This window comes from Rhizobium sp. BT04, from assembly GCF_030053135.1.
GTDB classification, from domain to species: domain Bacteria; phylum Pseudomonadota; class Alphaproteobacteria; order Rhizobiales; family Rhizobiaceae; genus Rhizobium; species Rhizobium binxianense.
Map to the genome: position 1 here is coordinate 3,805,828 of NZ_CP125652.1, position 20,181 is coordinate 3,826,008.

Genomic DNA, 20,181 nt, shown 5'->3' on the forward strand with positions numbered 1-20,181 from the left:
ATCGCACAATAATTGTTGCAATGCACAATGAAATGCCTTATATGAGCATCATCCAACTAACACACAGGCAGCGACTGCCTCAGCCCAAAGGATGCGACCCATGGCTACCATAAAGACCGATGACGTTTTTTCAATCGCTTCTTTCGACCCGTCCAAGTTCGCGGAATCCTTCCGTGATTTCGCCGAAAAGGGCGCTCAGCAGTCGAAGGAAGCCTATGCCAAGCTGAAGACCGCTGGCGAGGAAGCCGGCAAGACGCTCGAAGCCACCGTCCAGACGGCTCAGTCCGGCACCGTCGAGATCGGCCTGAAGGCGATCGACATCCTGCGCGTCAATTCCGAGAACTCGCTGTCGCACTTCGAAGCCCTGCTCGGCGTCAAGTCCGCCGCCGAATTCTTCGAACTGCAGACCGCCTTCATCCGCAAGCAGGCCGAGCTCACCGTCGAGCAGGCGAAGTCGATCCAGGAAACCACCAAGCAGGTCGCCGAAAAGCTGGCAAAGCCTTCCAAGGACGCCGCCGAAAAGGCCCTGGCATCCTTCAAGGTCGCCTGATCGGTCTTTACCGATCGGAGATAAAAGGCTGGACCTCGCGTCCAGCCTTTTTGTATATTGACGAGGAATGGGGCTTGAATTCGTCGCCAAGTCCTCGTATGTGACCCCCGTCGCGCCAAGCGTGACTTATGCGGTTGTAGCTCAGTTGGTTAGAGCGCAGGTTTGTGGCACCTGAGGTCGGAGGTTCGAGACCCCCCAACCGTACCATCTCCCCCACGATCAGAATGAAAACCCGGTTCCCCTCATTTCGATGGAACCCATGCCGTCACGCGCCGTTCTCCAAGTTAACGGGAGAATATGCATGTCGAAAACCCTTCTCTATGGTGCGACGAAGATCGACGAGACCAACAGCGCTTATGCCCCGGTCGAAAGCCTCGCGGCGTTCCAGTGGAAGAACCGCGTTTTCGTTGTTTTTGCCGACAGGGACAATTCCCGCGCCGCCCGGCAGGAGAACCAACTGCTGGCCGATCGTTCGGCCCTCGACGAGCGTGACCTGGTCGTGCTGAAGATATCAGGCGCCGATGTCCGGCCGCTCTTCGGTGCCGCCGATGGCCTCGACGGCGAAGCGATCCGCCGCGATCTCGAGGCGTTGGAGATCGGCGAATTTGCGGCCTTCCTTGTCGGCAAGGACGGCACCGTCAAGCTCAAGGCGAGCGAGCCGATAACCGATGGCGAGCTTTTCGCCATCATCGATAGCATGCCGATGCGTGCTGCCGAATCGTTAAAGCCGGACAAATAGCCCCGATCGAACGTCGCGTTTAATCCAACATCATGAAAAGGGAGGCGGTCATGTCCCTGCCCAACGAACCCATCCCCGATCAGCCGCCGATGCCGGCGCCCGGCTGGAAGCCGGTGCCGCCGATCACGGAGCCCGAGCCGGACAGGCTTCCCGACGAAGCGCCGGTTCCGAACCCGGATGAGAACGACGAGCCGGCCAAGCACGTCTCCTAGAGCAATTCCAGCAAAAGTGTGAAGCGGTTTTGCGTGAGGAATTGCGTCAAAACAAAGAGCTAGGGCATTTGCGTGATTCGAAGAAAAACGGAAATGCTCTAAAGAAAAATCTGCCGTTCGGCGCTGACGAGTTCCTGCAGGAAATCGGCAACGCTCCTGACGCGCAGAAGGTCGCGCGCCGTTTCGTGATAGGTCGTCCAGTAGGCGCGCCGGATTGAAACATCAGGCAGGATGCGCTCGAGTTCCGGATACTGCCGGGCGATATAATCGTGCAGGATGCCGATGCCGGCACCTGACCGGACCGCCTCCGTCTGTCCGATCGCCGTCGAGATCTCGAAGCTCGCATCCCAACTGCGCATCACCTCGCCGGAGAAATTCAGCGAGGCGGTGAAGATCAGGTCTTCGACATAGCCGATGCGCGGATGCGCCTTCAGCGCCTCGATATCGCCGGGTGTGCCTTGCGAGGCAAGGTAATCGCACGAGGCGTAGAGACCGAGCGTATAGTCGGTGAGCTTGGAGGAGACGAGGCGGCCCTGTTCGGGCCGCTCCAGCGTGATGGCGATATCGGCCTCGCGCTGCGACAGCGAGAAAGAGCGCGGCACAGGGACGAGCTGGATCTTCAGCTCCGGATGACGCTCGATCAGCCTGCCCATGCGCGGCGCCAGGAAGGAAACGCCGAACCCATCAGGCGCGCCGACGCGGACCGTCCCGGCAATTGCCGTATCGGTGTGGCCGAGGCTCGCTTGCACTGCGAGCATTTCGGTTTCCATCCGCTCCGCGGATGCCAGGAACACTTCACCTTCGGCCGTCAGCTCGCAACCATTTGTGCGGCGGATGAAAAGCCGCGTCTTCAGCGCCTCTTCCAGCGATGTCAGCCGGCGCGAGAGCGTGGCGTGATTGAGCCCCAGCCGCTTCGAGGCGGCAAGAATCTGCCCGGTGCGGGCGACGGCAAGGAATATACGAACATCGTCCCAGTTCATGGCTTGGCACGCATGGCGATCGGATCGACCTCGATAAGCGTCAGCGATGTCACCATGTCCGCCGTCTGGTTCTTGTATTTGAGGAAATGCGGTGTCCGCAGATGGGCCTCATATGCCTCCTGGTCGGCGTAGACCTCAAGGATACGGATGCGGTTTGGGTGCTCCCTGATGGAAACGGCGCAGAGCGAAAGGACACCGTCTTCCAGCGCCAGGGATGCCTCGATTTCTTCGGTCAGCAATGCGCGATAGATTTCCAGCGTGTCCGGATCGATTTCCAGCTCCGCCATTCTGACGACGGGTTTCCGGCTCATCGGTTTGACCTCCCCCCAGGGTTTGACTTGTCGGCGTTTGACTTGTCGGCGTGCCGTGCCAAATTTGGTAGCAGCAGCGCTTGATGCAATGATAGGGCTATAATTTGCGCACAACAGTTCCTTATATCAGCGCATTGATTTGTGCAAATTGAAGTGCGATTGTAGGCCATCCCAAAAACAGGAGGAGCATCCCATGCGTGAGATCGGTCATTTCATCGGCGGCAAGCATGTTGCCGGCACCAGCGGCCGCGTGAGCAACGTTTATAACCCGGCAACCGGCGAAGTGCAGGCGACGGTCGCGCTGGCAAGCGTCGAGGAACTGCGCGCCGCAGTCGAAAACGCCAAGGCCGCGCAGCCGAAATGGGCTGCCACCAATCCGCAGCGCCGCGCCCGCGTCTTCTTCAAGTTCGTCGAACTCCTGAACAAGCACATGGACGAACTTGCCGAATTGATTTCCAAGGAACACGGCAAGACGATCGAGGATGCCAAGGGCGACGTCATCCGCGGCCTCGAAGTCTGCGAATTCGTTTGCGGTATCCCGCATCTCGCCAAGGGCGAATTCACCGAGGGTGCAGGCCCGGCGATCGACATGTATTCGATCCGCCAGCCGGTCGGCATCGGCGCCGGCATCACGCCTTTCAACTTCCCCGGCATGATCCCGATGTGGATGTTTGCGCCGGCGATCGCCTGCGGCAACGCCTTCATCCTGAAGCCCTCCGAGCGTGATCCCTCCCTGCCGATCCGTCTCGGCGAGTTGATGATCGAGGCCGGCCTGCCGGCCGGCATCCTCAACGTCGTCAACGGCGACAAGGGCGCGGTCGACGCGATCCTCACCGATCCCGATATCGGCGCCGTTTCCTTCGTCGGCTCGACGCCGATCGCCCGCTACGTCTATGGCACGGCGGCGATGAACGGCAAGCGCGCCCAGTGCTTCGGCGGCGCCAAAAACCACATGATCATCATGCCGGATGCCGATATGGACCAGGCCGTCAACGCGCTGATGGGCGCGGGCTACGGTTCGGCCGGCGAGCGCTGCATGGCGATCTCGGTTGCCGTTCCGGTCGGCGAAGAGACCGCCAACCGCCTCGTCGAGAAGCTGACGCCGAAGATCGAATCGCTGCGCATCGGTCCCTACACCGACGACAAGGCCGATATGGGCCCGCTCGTCACCAAGGATGCCTATAACCGCGTCCGCGGCCTGATCGACCGCGGCATCGAGGAAGGCGCCAAGCTCGTCGTCGACGGCCGCGATTTCAAGCTCCAGGGCTATGAAGACGGCTATTTCGTCGGCGGCTGCCTGTTCGACCACGTCACGCCCGAGATGGACATCTACAAGACCGAGATCTTCGGACCCGTCCTCTCCGTCGTTCGCGCCAACAACTATGAGGAAGCGCTATCGCTGCCGATGAAGCACGAATACGGCAACGGCGTCGCCATCTACACCCGCGACGGCGATGCCGCCCGCGATTTCGCCTCGCGCATCAATATCGGCATGATCGGTATCAACGTTCCGATCCCGGTTCCGCTCGCCTACCACTCCTTCGGCGGCTGGAAGGCGTCGAGCTTCGGCGACCTCAACCAGCACGGCACGGATTCGATCAAGTTCTGGACGAAGACCAAGACCGTCACCGCCCGCTGGCCCTCGGGCATCAAGAGCGGCGCCGAATTCGTCATGCCGACGATGAAGTGATCTTCACGACATTCCAATCTGCAATTCGGGGGCCTTTCGGCCCCCGTTTTGTTTGATCTTGGAAACCAAGCGCGCCGCACTGCATGCTTTCACTATCCCGGCCCGCCAGAGCGCAGGCAGGTCATGATGGATTGCAACCACAAGATCTCGTGCCGAATTGACGTCGCGGCAAATGGCCTCATAAGCTGAATGCGAATTTCATATTTTGGAATTGTTCAAAACTAGCAAACCGCCTATATAGGTTTGAACAGGCACGAGTCAGGAGAATGGCATGCGGTTGACGAAGCAGACCAACTATGCGGTTCGCATGTTGATGTATTGTGCTGCCAATGACGGGCACCTGAGCCGGATTCCGGAAATCGCCAGGGCCTACGGCGTTTCCGAACTCTTTCTTTTCAAGATCCTCCAGCCGCTCAACAAGGCGGGTCTGGTCGAGACCGTGCGCGGCCGCAACGGCGGTGTGCGCTTGGGCAAGCCGGCGGCCAGCATCAGCCTTTTCGATGTGGTGCGGGTGACGGAAGACAGTTTCGCCATGGCCGAATGCTTCGAGGATGACGGCATGGTCGAATGCCCGCTGGTCGACAGCTGCGGCTTGAATTCGGCGCTGCGCAAGGCGCTCAACGCCTTCTTCGCCGTGCTGTCGGAATATTCCATCGACGATCTCGTCAAGGCGCGTCCGCAGATCAATTTCCTTCTCGGAATCACCGGCGAGCAGCCCTATCGCAAACCCGCGATCGTTGCGCCGGCCGCCTGAATCCAGCGAGCAGGACAGAGTTCATGAAACCGCGATTGCCCCGGCAATCGCGGTTTTTGTTTTGCCGCGTGGCGCGGGCTCGACAAGAAGAAACACTGCAAGCGTGGCGGGCGGGCCTGATCGATCGCCACACGCTTAGGAGGCGCAATTATCCAAAATACGACGAAATCCCGGTCATTTTTATCCGAAAATGTCCAAATGAGGCCGTTTTTTGACTGAAAATTTCTAAAATTGTCCAACTGGAAAAATTTTTTCCGTAGACCGTTGCTTTCAGTAGATAAATGTCGTTCCATCGACCGTCGATCGGGATGTCTATCTCAGGTCTCCAAACATCAAAAAAGAACAACCGGGAAACAATATTATGAAAAAGATCTCTGTCATGCTGGCAGCGACGGCCTTGATTTCGGTCATGGCGACGTCGGCCTGGTCCAAGACCCTTGTTTATTGCTCCGAGGGCTCGCCGGAAGGCTTCGACCCGAGCCTCTACACGGCAGGCACGACCTTCGACGCCTCATCGCGCACGGTCTATAGCCGCCTCGTCGAATTCAAGCATGGCGGCACCGAGATCGAGCCCGGCCTCGCCGACAGCTGGAGCGTTTCGGCCGACGGCACGGAATACACCTTCAAGCTTCATCCGGGGGTCAAGTATCAGACCACCGACTTCTTCACGCCGACGCGCGATTTCAACGCCGACGACGTCGTGTTCTCCTTCGAGCGCCAGCTGAAATCCGACAACCCGTGGAACAAATATGTCGAGGGCGGTTCTTACGAATACGCCGCCGGCATGGGCTTCCCGGAGCTGATCAAGTCGGTCGAGAAGGTCGATGACCTCACCGTCAAGTTCACGCTCAACCATCCCGAAGCGCCGTTCCTCGCCGACCTCGCCATGGACTTCGCTTCGATCGTCTCCAAGGAATATGCCGACAAGCTTGCCGCCGACGGCAAGATGGCGCAGCTGAACCAACAGCCGCTCGGCACCGGCCCCTTCACCTTCGTCGCCTACCAGCCGGATGCCGTCATCCGCTACAAGGCCAACGAAACCTATTTCAAGGGCAAGGAAAAGATCGACGATCTGGTGTTCGCCATCACCTCTGACGCCGCCGTCCGCGCCCAGAAGCTGAAGGCCGGCGAATGCCACCTGATCCCCTATCCGAATGCAGCCGACGTGCCGGAACTGAAGAAGGATGAAAATCTGACGGTAATGGAACAGGCCGGCCTCAATGTCGGCTTCCTCGCCTACAACACCCAGATGGCCCCGTTCGACAAGCCGGACGTTCGCCGCGCGCTGAACATGGCGATCAACAAGCAGGCGATCATCGACGCCGTCTTCCAGGGTGCGGCGGCCGTTGCCAAGAACCCGATCCCGCCGACGATGTGGTCGTATAACGACGCCGTTCAGGACGACAAGTACGATCCGGATGCCGCCAAGAAGGCGCTCGCCGATGCCGGCGTCAAGGATCTCAGCATGAAGGTCTGGGCGATGCCGGTGTCGCGCCCCTACATGCTGAACGCGCGCCGCGCCGCCGAACTGATCCAGGCCGATTTCGCCAAGGCCGGCGTCAAGGTCGAGATCGTCACCCATGAATGGGCCGAATATCTGAAGCTTTCCTCCGACGTGAAGCGCGACGGCGCCGTCATCCTCGGCTGGACCGGCGACAACGGCGACCCGGATAATTTCATGGATACGCTGCTCGGCTGCGATGCCGTCGGCGGCAATAACCGCGCCCAGTGGTGCAACAAGGAATACGACGACCTGATGACCAAGGCCAAGCTGACCGCCGATGTCGGCGAGCGCACCAAGGCCTACGAGCAGGCCCAGCTGATCTTCAAGAAGGAAGCTCCCTGGGCGACGCTTGACCACTCGCTCGTCTTCGTGCCGATGAGCAAGAAGGTCTCGGGCTTCTTCATGGATCCGCTCGGCATTCACCGTTTCGACGGCGTCGACGTATCCGAATAACAAGAATAATGTAAGAATGCCCGGCAGAGCTGGGCGCAGCCGGCGGTCAGGGTCTCCTGACCGCCGGAAACTATTGGACATCTGCCATGTTGCGTTTTTTCATCGGCCGCTTTGCGGTGCTGATCCCGACATTCCTCGGCGTTTCCCTCATTGCCTTCTCGTTCATCCGCATGCTTCCCGGCGATCCCGTCATGCTTCTGTCGGGTGAACGTGTCATGGCGCCGGAACGGCACGCCCAGATCATGCACGATCTCGGTTTCGACCGGCCCATGTATGTGCAGTATTTCGATTATCTCGGAAAAGTGCTGCACGGCGATCTCGGCACCTCGATCGTCACCAAGCGGCCGGTTCTCGGCGAATTCCTCACGTTGTTTCCGGCAACGCTGGAGCTTTCGTTCTGTGCCATCATCCTCGCCGTCTGTCTTGGCGTGCCCGCCGGCGTCTTTGCGGCCGTCAAGCGAGGCACGTGGTTCGATCAGAGCGTGATGGGCGTGGCGCTCATCGGTTATTCCATGCCGATTTTCTGGTGGGGGCTGCTGCTCATCATTTTCTTCTCCGGCTATCTCGGCTGGACGCCGGTTTCCGGCCGCATCTCGCTGATGTATTTCTTCAAGCCGGTCACCGGCTTCATGCTGGTCGACAGCCTGTTATCCGGCCAGAAGGGGGCTTTCGCCTCGGCCGTCAGCTACCTCATTCTGCCGACCATCGTGCTGGCGACCATCCCGCTTGCCGTGATCGCACGCCAGACACGTTCGGCAATGCTCGAGGTTCTGGGAGAGGATTATGTCCGCACGGCGCGCTCGAAGGGCCTGAAGCCGTTGCGTGTCGTCGGCGTGCATGCACTGCGCAATGCGATGATCCCCGTCATCACCACGATCGGTCTGCAGATCGGCGTCCTTCTTGCCGGCGCCATCCTCACGGAGACGATCTTCTCCTGGCCGGGTATCGGCAAATGGATGGTCGATTCGGTTTTCAAGCGCGATTACGCCGTGGTCCAGGGCGGTCTTCTCCTGATCGCCGGCGTCATCATGATGGTCAATCTGATTGTTGATGTTCTCTACGGCTTCATCAATCCGCGCATTCGTCACTAGGAGCGGTCCATGAGCACGGTCACCGTCAAAACCGGCCAGCCATCCGCTCTTGCGGAATTCTGGCATTATTTCTCCCGCAACAAGGGCGCCGTCATCGGCCTCGTGATCTTCATCGTCATCCTGGTCGTCGCAGTCTTCGCGCCGCTCTTTGCGCCGCATGAACCGAACGAGCAGAACCGTGCGGTGCTGCTGGCCGTGCCGGCCTGGATGGAGGGCGGCAGCGCCTCCTTCCCGCTCGGAACGGATGCCGTCGGCCGCGATATCCTCTCGCGGCTGATCTATGGTGCGCGTTTCTCGCTGTTCATCGGCGTCGTCGTCGTCACGCTTTCGGTCATCTCAGGCGTGCTAATCGGCCTCGTCGCCGGATATTTCCGCGGCAAGGTCGATACGGCGATCATGCGCCTGATGGATATCATCCTGGCTTTCCCGTCGCTGCTGCTTGCACTTGTGCTGGTGGCGGTGCTCGGCCCCGGCCTTACCAATGCGATGATCGCGATTTCGCTGGTCAACCAGCCGCATTTCGTGCGGCTGACGCGTGCTTCGGTCATATCGGAGCGCGAGAAGGAATATGTGATCGCTTCGCGTGTCGCCGGTGCCGGCACGCTGCGCCTGATGTTCAAGACGATCCTGCCGAACTGTCTTGGGCCGCTGATCGTCCAGGCGACGCTCGCCTTTTCGGCGGCGATCCTCGATGCGGCCGCCCTCGGCTTCCTCGGCATGGGCGCCCAGCCGCCGACACCCGAATGGGGCACGATGCTGGCCGAATCCCGTGAGTTCATCTCGCGCGCCTGGTGGGTCGTAACATTCCCGGGTCTTGCCATCCTCATCACCGTTCTCGCCATCAACCTGATGGGTGACGGCCTGCGCGATGCGCTCGACCCCAAGCTGAAGAGGTCGTGATGCCACTTCTCGAAATCGAAAATCTGACCGTTGAATTCCAGACGTCATCCGGTCTGTTCCGCGCCGTCGACGGCGTGTCGCTCACCTGCGACAAGGGCGAGATCCTGTCGGTCGTCGGTGAATCCGGCTCGGGCAAATCCGTCGCCATGCTGGCCCTGATGGGGCTTCTGCCCTGGACGGCAAAAATCACCGCCGATCGCCTGCAGTTCGATGGCCAGGATCTGCGCGGCATCTCCGCCCGCCAGCGCCGCAGGATCGTCGGCAAGGACATGGCGATGATCTTCCAGGAGCCGATGTCGAGCCTCAATCCGTGCTTCACGGTCGGCTTCCAGCTCGGTGAGACACTGCGCTTCCATATGGGCCTCAACCGGAAGGAGCGTCGCGAACGTTCGATCGAGCTTCTGAACCTCGTCGGCATTCCGGCGCCGGAAGACCGCCTGTCGAACTTCCCGCATCAGATGTCCGGCGGCATGAGCCAGCGCGTCATGATCGCCATGGCGCTCGCCTGCAATCCGAAGCTTCTGATCGCCGACGAGCCGACCACCGCGCTCGACGTGACCATCCAGGCACAGATCCTCGATCTGCTCGTGCGCCTGCAGAAGGAGCACGGCATGGCGCTGGTGCTGATCACCCACGACATGGGTGTCGTCGCCGAAACAGCCGAGCGCGTGCAGGTGCAATATGCCGGCCAGAAGGTCGAGGAACAGCCGGTAAGGGCGCTGTTCCGCGATCCGCACCATCCTTATACGGCAGCCCTGCTCGCCGCTTTGCCGGAGCGCGCCAAAGTCGGCCAGCGCCTTCCCTCGATCGCCGGTGTGGTTCCGGGCCAGCATGGCCGTCCGACAGGCTGTCTTTTCGCGCCGCGCTGCGGCTACGCCACGGTCGAATGCGATCGCGGCGTCGTCCGCCAGGGGCCGGAGCTCGGGCTGGCACTGTGCAACTATCCTTTGAAGGATGGCAAGCCGCTCGGGCATCCCGGGGTCATGGCCAATGAAACCGCAGGAGACCTGGTATGACCGGCGCTGTTCTCGAGGGCAGGGATCTCGCCCGCTTCTACACCGTCAACCGCGGTCTCTTCAAAGCCGATGCCACCGTCAAGGCGCTGAACGGCGTCAGCTTCAGTCTCCATTCCGGCAAGACACTTGCCGTCGTCGGCGAATCCGGCTGCGGCAAGTCGACGCTCGCCCGCCTGGTCACGATGATCGAGGACCCGACGGCCGGCGAATTGCTGATCGACGGCAAGCCCGCCCGCGTCGGCGACCGCAGCCTGCGCAGCCAGGTGCAGATCGTCTTCCAGAATCCTTACGGCTCGCTCAACCCGCGCCAGAAGGTCGGCGCGATCCTCGATGAGCCGCTGAAGATCAATACCGATCTCGATGCGGCCGCCCGCCGCCGCAAGGTGGAGGAGATGATGGCCCGCGTCGGCCTGCGTCCGGAGCATCACGGCCGCTATCCCCATATGTTCTCCGGCGGCCAGCGCCAGCGCATCGCCATTGCCCGCGCTTTGATGCTGCGGCCGAAGGTGCTGGTGCTGGACGAACCGGTTTCGGCCCTCGATCTCTCGATCCAGGCGCAGGTGCTGAACCTCTTGATGGACCTGCAGAAGGAGATGGGGTTAGCCTATCTGTTCATCTCGCACGGCCTCTCCGTCGTTCATCACATCGCCGACGAGGTGATGGTGATGTATCTCGGCCGGCCGATCGAAACCGGCCCTGCTGCCGAGGTCTTCGCCCGGCCGCGCCACCCCTATACGGCAGCTCTGCTATCGGCCACGCCGATCGCCGATCCCGAGCGCGAGAAGAACCGCATCCGCCTGCAGGGCGAATTGCCGTCGCCATTGAAGCCGCCGTCCGGCTGCCACTTCAATCCGCGCTGCTGGAAGGCGCAGGACCATTGTCGCCAGGTTTCCCCCGAATTAAGGGGAGAAGGTGCACAACAATATGCCTGTCACTTCCCGCTCGATTGAGCGGGAGACATGGATTGGGAGGAAACATGCAGGAGCGGATGAACAAACCCCATGCGATCATCGTCATGGGCGTCAGCGGCTGCGGCAAATCCTCCGTCGGCGAAAGGCTCGCCGAGGCCCTGCACTTGGCCTTCGTCGAAGGTGATGCGCTGCATCCGGCCGCCAATGTCGAGAAGATGTCGAAGGGCATTCCGCTGATCGATGAGGATCGGATGCCCTGGCTCGACCGCATCGGCGAAGAGATGAAGGCCTCGCTGGAAAAGGGCGAGGGCATCATCGTCTCCTGCTCAGCGCTGAAACGCCTCTATCGCGACCGGCTGCGGGCGGCTGTCGGCGGCAATCTGTTCTTCGTCTATCTCGAGGGCTCAAGAGCGCTGCTGACGAAACGCATGGGCGAGCGCAAGGGACATTTCATGCCGGTGTCGCTGCTCGAAAGCCAACTGGCGACGCTTGAGGTGCCCACAGGCGAGCCGGGCGTCGTCACCGTCGATATCGACGACATGGTGGACGGCATCGCTGCGATCGCTCTCAAAGGTCTCGCTTCTCTCGGCATCATGGCTTGAAACGCTGCGGCGAATAGGCCGCAATATCGATGAACGGCGTCTCGCCGGTGATGAGTTCGGCAAGCGCGCGGCCGGTTACCGGCCCGAGCGTCAGCCCGTGATGGGCATGGCCGAAGGCAAACCACAGGCCCTGATGGCGCGGCGCCTTGCCGATAACAGGCATCATGTCTGGCGTGCAGGGGCGTGCGCCCATCCAGGGCTCGGGATCGAGCCGCCTGCCGAGCGGGAAGATGGTGCGCGCCACGGCCTCGGCCCGGTCGAGCTGGACCGGCGTCTTCGGCGCGTCGAGCGTTGCAAACTCCGCCCCTGTCGTCAGACGGATACCGCGGTTCATCGGCGCAAGGAGATAGCCGCGTTCGGCATCGAGCATCCAGTTGTTGAGCACCGCATTGCCCTCGGCGGCATAATGCATGTGATAGCCGCGCTTGACGCCGAGCGGGAAGGAATAGCCGAGCCGGCGCGTGGCAACGGCCGCCCAGGGGCCGAGCGCGATGACTGTATCCTCGGCTTCGAGCGGACCTTCCCCAGTCATGATCTTCCAGCCGGAGCCGAACGGACCGAGCGAGGCGGCATCACCGGTGACGAAGCGGCCGCCGAGGCTTTCGAAATAGCGGCGATAGGCCCATGTCAGCGCATGCGGGTCGAGCACCGACCACGGGTCGCGCCAGCGGATGCCGCCTGCGAAATCGCCGGTAAGATCAGGTTCCATGCGGGCGATATCGGCCGGAGCCAGGCTGTCGTATTCTACCCCGAATTCGCTTTGCCAAAGTGCTGCCTCCGTCAGAGCCGCATCGCGCTTGGCCGGCGTGCGGAAAAGCTTCACCCAGCCATCCTTGCGGATCAGCGCTTCAGCCTGCGACGCCTCGATCAGGTCCTTGTGTTCGGCAATCGAATTTTCGATCAGCGGCGCATAGGCGCGGGTGATGATCGCGTGGCGCCGTGCATTGGAGTTCCACCAGTAGCGGGCGAGAAAGGCGATCTGGCTCGGCAGCGTACTGAGGTGATAATGCGCGTCGATGCGGTTATTCAGCGCATAACGCAGCAAAAGCCCGAGCTGCTGCGGAAAGCCGTAAGGCGCCACACCTTCGCGCTGGATCAGCCCGGCATTGCCGAAGGAGGTTTCGTTGCCCGGATCCTTGCGGTCGATCAGCGTCACCTGCCGGCCGCGCCGCTGCAGGTGTATGGCGGTGGAAACCCCGACGATGCCGGCGCCGAGCACGATTGCGTTCTTCGTCATTCCCCTGCGTTCCGCTTTGGTTATCGGGGTCAAAATGCCCGTGCCGATACCGCCGCGCAAACGAAAAATCGCATTCATTTCAAAATCATTGCGCTTTTCAGTGCGGCATTTTCAGCCTTCACGCGGACATGGAGGATAAGCGCGTTGAGAAGGGAAAAGACGATCGCGTAAAGCGGTAGGCCGAAGGCGAGGGGAAGGGCGGCGATCTCGCCGACGACGATTGCATAGTTCGGATGGCGGAGGAAGCGATAAGGCCCGGATCTGACGAGCGGCGCGCCGGGCAGGACGATGATACGCGTCGTCCAGCGGCCTTTCAGCGTCGCCAGCACCCAGAGCCGCAGCGCCTGCAGTCCCATGAATACGAGAAACCAGAGGAGCGCGACTGGCCTGCCCGGTGCAGTGAGCCAAAGGCCGACAATCCAGCCTGCATGCAGCGCCACCATGACGGGATAATGCTCAGGTGCCACCTCTCTGGCGCCCTTGGCAAGAAGCGCCGCCGTGTTGCGCCGGGCGAGCACGAGTTCCGCCAGCCGCTGCAGTGTCACGAAGGCCAGAAGCGCGATCGACGGCCACATCATGCGACCCTCCTGAGCGTCACGCAGCTCGCCGAAAAGCCCGGCCCCATGGCGATCATCGCGGCGCGCTCCGGCAATCCTGCGCGGATTGCCCGCGCCAGCACGAACAAGATGGTCGGCGACGACATATTGCCATATTCGGCAAGCACCGCGCGCTCGTGATCGAGCGAGCCCGGCGCCAGCGACAGTGCGCTCTCCATCGCGGCCAGCACCTTGGTGCCGCCGGGATGGCAGATGAAGCGGTCGATATCCTCGCGTCTCAGCCCGTTGCGCGCTAAAATGGCCGTCACCGCAGGCCCGAGCTCGCGTTCGGCAAAGGGCGGCAGCGATTGCGCCAGCACGATGCCGAAGCCGCCGTCGTCGATCTTCCAGCCCATGATGTCGAGCGTGTCGGGAAAGAGATGCTCGCCGGTTGATTCCACTTCCGCGAGCCCCCCTTCGCCGGATCGCAGCACGCAGGCGGCAGCGCCGTCGCCGAAAAGCGCTGTCGCGATGATGTTCGGCCGTGTCAGCTCGTCCAGCCGGAAGGCCAGCGTGCAAAGCTCGATCGAGACGAAAAGCACAACAGTGCCTGGCCGGCCTTGCGCCATCCGCGAAGCGATCGCAAAGCCCGAGACGCCTGCGGCACAGCCGAGCCCGAACACCGGCACGCGCTCGATATCGGCCCTGAAACCCATCCGGCTAGCCATCTGTGCATCGAGGCTCGGCGTCGTAAAGCCGGTGGACGAGACCGTCACGACACAGTCGACATCCCCGGCATTAAGCCCTGCCTGACGAAGGGCTGAGCTAGCGGCCTCGACGAAAAGCGCGCCCGCCACCTCGGCATAGGCCTGCATTCGATCTTGCCAGCCATGCGGCTCGTCGAACCAGGCAAGCGGCCGCGCTGCATGGCGCTTTTCAATGCCGGCACTGTCGAAGACGCGGGCAAGATGGCGGAAATCCTCGAAACGGTCGGCAAACAGCCGGGCCGAGGCTTCGACCGCCTGTTTCTGGAAAATGATATGTTCGGGTGCGGCGACGGCGAGGCTGACGAGTTTCACGGTATCGGTCACAGAATTCTCCTTGTCGTTCCCGGCGAAACGAAAACACCGGTGCCGATGATTTATTCGACCTCGTCTGCTTCACGAAGCAGTGATGGAGAAAATGGAAACGCCGGCGAATAAAGCCAGATGCAGCGGTGTTCTCTCCTCGCAACGTCACCTTTGAGGAGTCTCCCATGACGATCATGACAGTCCGTATCGCTTCCATCCTTCTCGGCGGCTGCCTTGCCGCTTCAGTTCTCTCCGGCCCGGTCTTTGCGATCGGCGATGACAGCAGCACGACACCCACCTGCAAGAAGGGCGAGATCTACGACCAGAAGACCAAGAAATGCGTCAAGCAGCAGGGCGCCAACGTCTCCGATGAGAACCGTGCCGACTACGCCTATTCGCTGGCCAAGGCCGGCCGTTATGAGGAGGCGCTGGCCATGCTCGACACGGTCAAGCATCAGAACACGGCTGAGGTGCTGAACTATCGCGGTTATGTCACCCGCAAGCTCGGCCGCACCGACGAAGGCATTTCCTATTACCTCAAGTCGGTGAAGATGGACCCGCAATATGCCAAGGTCCGCGAATATCTCGGCGAAGCCTATGTCATCAAGGGCCGGCTCGATCTTGCCAAGGATCAGTTGAAGTCGATCAAGGCGATCTGCGGCACGGCTTGCGAGGAATATCAGGACCTGAACGCCGCAATCCTCGACCCGTCGAAGATCTGATCGGTCGCCACCGGCGGGAAGCGAAAGCACGAAAGGGATGTCAGAATGTCGGTCGCGTGCACCCACTTTCCTGCCTATAGTCGCGCAAGAATGGAATCGCCGGTTCATCGGGCGGTTCCGAAGGATGTTGGATCGTCGGAGGCGGCCATCGCGAGCGCAGCGGATATCAGGAGCGGCCTGACGGAAAATCTGGCCAGGCTCTGGCGTTATGGTCTCGTTCTCTCGCATCAGCGCGATGTCGCCGACGATCTGGTGCAGGCGACCTGCCTTCGCGCGCTGGAGCGCGCCGATCAGTTCGTCGCCGGCACCCGGCTCGACCGCTGGCTGTTTTCGATCCTGCATTCGATCTGGCTGAACGAAATCCGCTCGCGCCGCGTGCGGCAGGGCCAGGGTTTCGTCGATGCCGGGGAGGCGCTGACCTTCGACGGCGCCCACGACACCGAAACCCATGTGATGGCGAACCAAGTGCTGAAACAGGTGAATGCGCTGCCCGAGGCGCAGCGGACGGTGGTTTTCCTCGCCTATGTGGAAGGACTTTCCTATCGCGAGGTTGCAGGCATACTGGATATCCCGATCGGAACCGTGATGAGCCGGCTGGCGGCTGCTCGCGCCAGGCTCGTCGGCGCCGGATCGGAAGGGGGACGGCAATGAACACCAAGCACACCATTCCCTCCGACGAGGACCTCACCGCCTTTATCGACGGTGAACTGACGGCCGAAGAGGCCGCGCGCATTCAAACCATGGTGAACGAGGATAAGGCCGTCGCCGAGCGGCTGGAATTCCTGGCGCGCGCCAGCCTGCCGTTCGAGCAAGCCTTCGCCCCGCTACTGTCGCAGGCGCCGCGCGAGAAGCTGGAGACGATGCTCGCCGCCATCCCCGTGCATGAGAGCGCCAGATCCGACTCCGCGCTCGCCTTCGCCACGCGCCGCCGCTTCCTCGGCGCGCTCGCCGCCTCGCTCATTGCCGGCATCGCGATCGACCGCGCCGTCATCGGCATGGGAGCACGCTTTTCGGCCAAGGATGAAAACAGCGAATGGCGCGCCGTGGTCGCCGACTATATCTCGCTCTATACCCCGGAAACGCTGGCCGGCCCTTCACCCGCCAGGGAAGCCCAGGTCGCTCAGCTCGGCGCCTTCGACGAAAAACTCGGCCTGTCGCTTTCCCCCGAAGCCGTCTCGCTTCCCGGCATCGATTTCAAACGCGCGCTGCTCTTGCAATATGATGGCAAACCGCTTGCCCAGATCGCTTACCTCGACCCCGAAACCGGCCCGATGGCGCTCTGCATCGTCAGGTCGGATGCAGGCTCCAAGGCGCCCGACCTCGAAAGACGCAAGGGCATGAACGTCGTCTACTGGTCGAACGCCACCCACGCCTTCATGCTGATCGGCCATGCGGCGGCGGACAGGATGACGGCGATTGCCGATGGAATGCGGGACAGGGTCGCGGCGTAAGCCAGGCGCAGCACTCAGGCTGTTGCAAGCTCAATGAAGGTGAGCATGATGTCGGCGTGACACGTTGGGCCGCAAATTCAAAAACGCCGGGATGTCGTCTTCGCGCATCGGCCGTGAATAGAAATATCCCTGGATCAGGAAGCCGCCGAGTTCTCTGAGGGCGGCCAGTTCTTCCCGCGTTTCGACGCCCTCGATGACGCAGTCGAGGCCCATGTCGCGACCGAGCGCCAGCAGCGATTTGACGATCTTGTAGCTGGCCGGCTTCTGATGCAGGTCGGTCACGAAACTGCGGTCGATCTTGATCTTGGTCAACGGCAGGGCGTGAAGCCGTGAGAGGCTCGAATAGCCGATGCCGAAATCGTCAAGCGATATGCCGCAGCCGAGTGCCTTCAAGGCGGTGATCGCGCTTTGAATTTGACCGAAATCGGCGGCGAAGGCCGTCTCGGTAATCTCGAGTTCGAGACGTTTGGGATCGAAACGGCTGGCGTGGATAATGCTGATGAGATGCAGCAAACCCTCCGGCGAGGTCAGGTCCTGCGCCGACAAATTGAAGGAAAGCCGAACGCCCGTTGGCCAATTGGCCGCCACAGTGAGGGCTTTTTCGAGAAGCGGCCGCGTCACACGATTGATGAAGCCCGCCCTTTCGGCGACGGGAATGAACTCAGCCGGGGGGACGTTTCCGAGAACCGGGCTCGTCCAGCGCGCCAGCGCCTCGAATCCCACGGTCTCATCCAATCGGACATCGACGATCGGCTGAAACACCACACTCAGCTCCTCCTGCAGGTTGGCCATCTGCAGGACTTGCTCGATCTTCGCATCGCGACGGATTTCTGCATCGTGATCCGAGGAGAACAGCACCGCCTTGCCGCGCTTGGTCCGCTTGCCGTGATAGAGCGCGTAATCGGCATGCTCGAAAAGATCTGTCGCGCTCCTGGCCTTCTCCGGATAGGCCGCAAAGCCGATGGAGCATGAAATCTGAACGGCGGCTTCCGCAAAGACGAACGGCACCCGCAGCGCAATGCACAGGCTTTCACCAAAGGCCAGCAGCTCGGTTTCACTCGTTGACCCGGAAACGATCAGCGCGAATTCATCACCGCCGAGTCGCGCCAGATGCATGTTCGCAGGGCATAGTCCGGCAAGACGCTGCCCGACTTCGTAGAGCAATTTGTCACCGATGCCGTGACCATAGAGGTCGTTGACCGGCTTGAAGCCGTCGAGATCGATGATACCGACGGCAAGACTTTGCCCATTGGTCTCGGCTTCGGCAAAGCTTTGCCCGAGATGGGAGAAAAATGCACGCCGATTGGGAAGGTCGGTGAGGCTGTCGAGATTGGCGAGCCGAAAGTTTTCATTGCTCAGCGCCTCCGTCTGTATCTTCGCCTCGATCAGCCGGGTGAAAACCCGGTATTGAATGAGAAGGATGACCAGCATGGTGCCGGAGACAAGCCCGGTATTGATGGCTATGGCGATGAAGACGGCATTGCCCGAAAGGGCGAAAAAGATGAAGAACGCGCCGTTGACGACGGCAGCGACGGTAAAGGCTGCCGGACGCAAATGCATCAGGCAGAAAATGACGCCGATAACGGTAATCGCCATGTAGAAGGCCACATGGCTCTTCGCATAAGCGTCCCCATAAGGAAACAACAGCAGCGCCCAGCCAGTGAAGGCGACGGCGATGATGCTGGCGAGGCGATTGGTGCGCGCCAGGGCTCGCGCGGCGACCTCATGGGTCGGAGTCACCCGCATGGAATGCGACCAGGAGATGACGCGAACCGCGCAAACCAATGTCAGAACGATCGGGATGTACACCGCCAACCAGGTGGGCGCGACCGACAAATGGGTCGCGGCCAGCACCCATGTATTGGTCAGGAGAATGACATACATGAGCGGCAGCTGATAGGAAAAGGCCCTGTATTGCGCTTTGAGCAATTCCGGCTTGTCCAGGGGGATGGACATGAACGCCCGAACCTTCGCGAGCTTGCTCGCCGACGGGGTCGACTGTATTTTCATAGATCCGCGCTCTGCACGACTTTCTTGTAAACCATGGTCGCTTGCAAAATTCTGATGAAGCTGAATAAAAAGTCGCAGAGCCCGGCTTGTCGTCCGGCCAGCTCCGACGGTTCTATCGGCTTTGGGATCATTGTTTGAAAGATACAATCGACTCATTCGATCGCATTCGGGCCTCTCGCCAACCGATCAGCCGTGTCGTCGACTTAAGTCACGGGCACTTAAGTCACAGGCGCAGGCAGCCAGTCGGACGTTTGGTTTTCCACCACCGAATTAACCGCACAATGCGTTAACGCTTCTGCACCGCGAGCCGGAAGCGCGGCAGGATTATTCGCAAAATGGATATTCAATTCGCCTGGCGTCTACCGGTCGAACGGGACGCACGCCTTTACGCATGAAATCGAACGCGGACGTCCGCTACCGATTTCGTGTCAAGAACTGGCCGAGGCGGTTCACAAGCTTCGATACCCAGAACACCGGGGCCGAGACCCTCAAGCCATGGTCGGCAAGCGCACGAAGCACTTCCTTGTTCTGACGCGATATGTTTTGGACGTTTTTGTTCGTGGCGCCCCCCAGGCGCATCCTGACCAACACGCGGGGGATATACACGGTTCTGATGCGCGCTACTTCCAGAAATCGCATCATAAGCTCGACGTCGGCTGCAAGTCGATAACGCAGATCGAACGTCCCAAACCGTTCATAGATGTTGCGCCGAACATAGAATGTTGGATGCGGCGGACACCAGCCGCGTCCAAAGGAACCGGGTTTAAACGCACAGGATTTCCAATAACGGACTTTGCGATCGGGACGCTGGTTGGAAACATAAATGAGATCGCCATAGCAGCCGTCATAGGCTTCATCGTCCAGCGCGGCCGCCACGGTTTCGAGGGAGTCGCTGCTCTCGAAAGTGTCGTCCGCATTCAAGAACCCGATGATGTCGCCGCTCGCAAGGCCAATCCCCTTGTTCATCGCCTCATAGATACCTCCGTCCCGTCCCGAAAGCATGCGGCGGTTCTCCGCCGGCGCCGAAGCGATGATGGCGAGCGTCGAATCGCTCGAGCCGCCATCGATAATGATGTGCTCGAAATTGCGATAGGTTTGCGTGTCGATGGACCGCAACGTATCGGCAATGGTCCGCTCGGCGTTCCAGCAAACAGTGATGAGGCTTATCCGGGGAGTACGTGGATCGGCAGTGTCTGCAGCCATTTTTTTGACGGGTGTCTTGCTTACATTCTCAGGGGCGAAATCTGGCCAACCCGTAGCAGACGGAAAGGCGGCGTCGCAATGCGGTACGGCAGATTATTGTCGATCAATGCCGGATCGATGAGCCGTCGGGCTACTTCTCCTCTCGCCAAGTGCATTGCATGCAGATCGATCTATCTGTAGTGAGCAGTGTCAAACAGCGATCGTCATTACGACAGGCGCGTGAATGTGCGCGGATTTAC

21 protein-coding genes and 1 tRNA gene are annotated in these 20,181 nt (G+C 60.8%); 15 read left to right on the forward strand and 7 right to left on the reverse strand.

What is annotated here, in order from left to right; translation table 11 throughout:
* Positions 1-100: 100 nt before the first annotated feature.
* The 4 genes from QMO82_RS26795 (at position 101) to QMO82_RS26810 (ending at position 1,501) form a co-directional block, all read left to right on the forward strand.
* Entirely contained in the window at positions 101-550 is a 450-nt protein-coding gene (locus tag QMO82_RS26795; protein ID WP_183605746.1) for a phasin, read from the forward strand.
* 130 nt (positions 551-680) lie between these two features.
* Positions 681-757, forward strand: a tRNA-His gene (locus QMO82_RS26800).
* Positions 758-851: 94 nt separating this feature from the next.
* A complete protein-coding gene (locus tag QMO82_RS26805) occupies positions 852-1,289 on the forward strand; it encodes a DUF4174 domain-containing protein (RefSeq protein WP_183605747.1) in 438 nt (145 codons plus the stop codon).
* A gap of 50 nt (positions 1,290-1,339) precedes the next feature.
* On the forward strand, positions 1,340-1,501 hold the full coding sequence (locus QMO82_RS26810) for a hypothetical protein (protein WP_183605748.1): 162 nt from the start codon (positions 1,340-1,342) through the stop codon (positions 1,499-1,501).
* A 98-nt stretch (positions 1,502-1,599) separates the two neighbouring features.
* Here QMO82_RS26810 and QMO82_RS26815 read toward each other — a convergent pair whose 3' ends face one another.
* Both QMO82_RS26815 and QMO82_RS26820 read right to left on the reverse strand, forming a co-directional pair.
* A complete protein-coding gene (locus QMO82_RS26815; protein WP_183605749.1) occupies positions 1,600-2,481 on the reverse strand; it encodes a LysR family transcriptional regulator in 882 nt (293 codons plus the stop codon).
* Positions 2,478-2,792, reverse strand: coding sequence for a putative quinol monooxygenase (locus tag QMO82_RS26820; RefSeq protein WP_183605750.1), 315 nt, complete (start codon positions 2,790-2,792; stop codon positions 2,478-2,480). Before QMO82_RS26820 ends, QMO82_RS26815 begins: the two co-directional genes overlap by 4 nt.
* Before the next feature lie 193 nt (positions 2,793-2,985).
* Here QMO82_RS26820 and QMO82_RS26825 point away from each other — a divergent pair, with 193 nt between their 5' ends.
* The 8 genes from QMO82_RS26825 (at position 2,986) to QMO82_RS26860 (ending at position 11,713) form a co-directional block, all read left to right on the forward strand.
* A complete protein-coding gene (locus QMO82_RS26825) occupies positions 2,986-4,482 on the forward strand; it encodes a CoA-acylating methylmalonate-semialdehyde dehydrogenase (RefSeq protein WP_183605751.1) in 1,497 nt (498 codons plus the stop codon).
* 271 nt (positions 4,483-4,753) lie between these two features.
* On the forward strand, positions 4,754-5,236 hold the full coding sequence (rirA, locus tag QMO82_RS26830) for an iron-responsive transcriptional regulator RirA (RefSeq protein ID WP_183605752.1): 483 nt from the start codon (positions 4,754-4,756) through the stop codon (positions 5,234-5,236).
* 361 nt (positions 5,237-5,597) lie between these two features.
* Complete coding sequence (locus tag QMO82_RS26835) at positions 5,598-7,193, forward strand: ABC transporter substrate-binding protein (protein ID WP_183605753.1); 1,596 nt, start codon at positions 5,598-5,600, stop codon at positions 7,191-7,193.
* A gap of 86 nt (positions 7,194-7,279) precedes the next feature.
* Entirely contained in the window at positions 7,280-8,284 is a 1,005-nt protein-coding gene (locus QMO82_RS26840; RefSeq protein WP_096764879.1) for an ABC transporter permease subunit, read from the forward strand.
* A 9-nt stretch (positions 8,285-8,293) separates the two neighbouring features.
* A complete protein-coding gene (locus QMO82_RS26845; RefSeq protein WP_096764880.1) occupies positions 8,294-9,184 on the forward strand; it encodes an ABC transporter permease subunit in 891 nt (296 codons plus the stop codon).
* On the forward strand, positions 9,184-10,200 hold the full coding sequence (locus tag QMO82_RS26850; RefSeq protein ID WP_168314408.1) for an ABC transporter ATP-binding protein: 1,017 nt from the start codon (positions 9,184-9,186) through the stop codon (positions 10,198-10,200). Before QMO82_RS26845 ends, QMO82_RS26850 begins: the two co-directional genes overlap by 1 nt.
* A complete protein-coding gene (locus QMO82_RS26855) occupies positions 10,197-11,150 on the forward strand; it encodes a peptide ABC transporter ATP-binding protein (RefSeq protein WP_183605754.1) in 954 nt (317 codons plus the stop codon). Before QMO82_RS26850 ends, QMO82_RS26855 begins: the two co-directional genes overlap by 4 nt.
* Positions 11,151-11,176: 26 nt before the next feature.
* Entirely contained in the window at positions 11,177-11,713 is a 537-nt protein-coding gene (locus QMO82_RS26860) for a gluconokinase (protein ID WP_183605755.1), read from the forward strand.
* Here QMO82_RS26860 and QMO82_RS26865 read toward each other — a convergent pair.
* The 3 genes from QMO82_RS26865 to QMO82_RS26875 all read right to left on the reverse strand — a co-directional run bounded on the left by QMO82_RS26865 (position 11,703) and on the right by QMO82_RS26875 (position 14,577).
* The gene (locus tag QMO82_RS26865) at positions 11,703-12,950 is read right to left on the reverse strand and encodes an FAD-binding oxidoreductase (RefSeq protein WP_183605756.1); all 1,248 of its coding nucleotides are present in this window, start codon (positions 12,948-12,950) and stop codon (positions 11,703-11,705) included. The genes QMO82_RS26860 and QMO82_RS26865 overlap by 11 nt on opposite strands.
* A gap of 74 nt (positions 12,951-13,024) precedes the next feature.
* Positions 13,025-13,528 carry an isoprenylcysteine carboxyl methyltransferase family protein gene (locus QMO82_RS26870; protein ID WP_183605757.1) on the reverse strand — a complete coding sequence of 168 codons (504 nt, stop codon included), beginning with the start codon at positions 13,526-13,528 and terminating at the stop codon, positions 13,025-13,027.
* Positions 13,525-14,577: a type III polyketide synthase gene (locus QMO82_RS26875; protein WP_183605758.1), complete on the reverse strand. Its 1,053-nt coding sequence runs from the start codon at positions 14,575-14,577 to the stop codon at positions 13,525-13,527. Before QMO82_RS26875 ends, QMO82_RS26870 begins: the two co-directional genes overlap by 4 nt.
* 164 nt (positions 14,578-14,741) lie before the next feature.
* On the opposite strand from QMO82_RS26875, the gene QMO82_RS26880 reads away from it, so the two are divergent.
* From QMO82_RS26880 to QMO82_RS26890, 3 genes are read left to right on the forward strand one after another with little or no spacing between them, the layout of a single operon-like run.
* A complete protein-coding gene (locus QMO82_RS26880; protein WP_183605759.1) occupies positions 14,742-15,278 on the forward strand; it encodes a tetratricopeptide repeat protein in 537 nt (178 codons plus the stop codon).
* A gap of 45 nt (positions 15,279-15,323) precedes the next feature.
* A complete protein-coding gene (locus QMO82_RS26885; RefSeq protein WP_183605760.1) occupies positions 15,324-15,929 on the forward strand; it encodes an RNA polymerase sigma factor in 606 nt (201 codons plus the stop codon).
* A complete protein-coding gene (locus tag QMO82_RS26890) occupies positions 15,926-16,729 on the forward strand; it encodes an anti-sigma factor (protein ID WP_183605761.1) in 804 nt (267 codons plus the stop codon). Before QMO82_RS26885 ends, QMO82_RS26890 begins: the two co-directional genes overlap by 4 nt.
* A gap of 30 nt (positions 16,730-16,759) precedes the next feature.
* Here QMO82_RS26890 and QMO82_RS26895 read toward each other — a convergent pair whose 3' ends face one another.
* Both QMO82_RS26895 and QMO82_RS26900 read right to left on the reverse strand, forming a co-directional pair.
* Positions 16,760-18,685 (reverse strand): bifunctional diguanylate cyclase/phosphodiesterase, encoded by a 1,926-nt coding sequence (locus tag QMO82_RS26895; RefSeq protein ID WP_183605762.1) that lies wholly within the window; start codon positions 18,683-18,685, stop codon positions 16,760-16,762.
* A gap of 468 nt (positions 18,686-19,153) precedes the next feature.
* Positions 19,154-19,942, reverse strand: coding sequence for a glycosyltransferase family 2 protein (locus QMO82_RS26900; protein WP_183605763.1), 789 nt, complete (start codon positions 19,940-19,942; stop codon positions 19,154-19,156).
* Positions 19,943-20,181 lie beyond the last annotated feature (239 nt).